Origin of the sequence: Methanobrevibacter filiformis, assembly GCF_001639265.1 — an archaeon.
GTDB classification, from domain to species: domain Archaea; phylum Methanobacteriota; class Methanobacteria; order Methanobacteriales; family Methanobacteriaceae; genus Methanacia; species Methanacia filiformis.
The window spans coordinates 1-680 of the sequence record NZ_LWMT01000193.1; the positions used below are offsets into that span (position 1 = coordinate 1).

Genomic DNA, 680 nt, shown 5'->3' on the forward strand with positions numbered 1-680 from the left:
AGTAAATTTACAGAGTTAATCATTAGAATACATGAAAAATATGGTAAAAAAGTTGTTATCTTAATAGATGAGTATGATAAAGCTATTAGTAGTCATTTAGATGATATTGAAATAGCTAAAGGTAATCGTGATGTTTTAAGAAGTTTTTATCAGGTTTTAAAACCAAATGATGAGCATATCCATTTTATCTTTGTAACAGGTATCAGTAAATTCACTAAAACTTCAATATTTTCAGACTTTAACAATTTAGATGACATTACAATTAACCCAAAATACGCTAACATCTGTGGTTATACCCAAAAAGATCTTGAAGAGAACTTCAAAGAATATATTGATGAAATCAGTGAAAACAATGATGTTTCTCCAGAAATTATACTTGATTTAATTAAAAAATGGTATGATGGTTATTCCTGGGATGGCAAGAACTTCTTATATAATCCATTTTCAATTCTTGAATTTTTCAACAATGGTAGATTCAATAACTATTGGTTTGATACAGGAACACCAAAACTACTTATAGATCTTATTGATAAAAAAGGAGTGGAAGAGGAAGTCTTAGTAAATAAAAGTGCCACATTCTCAGGAACATTCCCTAGCTTTAAACTCGAAAACTTAGACTTCACAACAGCACTACTACAAACAGGTTATTTAACAATAAAAGAAGAAGAAAAGACAATTTT

Annotated in this window: 1 protein-coding gene; it reads left to right on the forward strand. The window is 28.2% G+C overall.

Annotation, left to right across the window (positions count from 1 at the left end):
* On the forward strand, positions 1-680 hold a 680-nt coding region (locus MBFIL_RS05035), incomplete at both ends, for an AAA family ATPase (protein WP_157078686.1).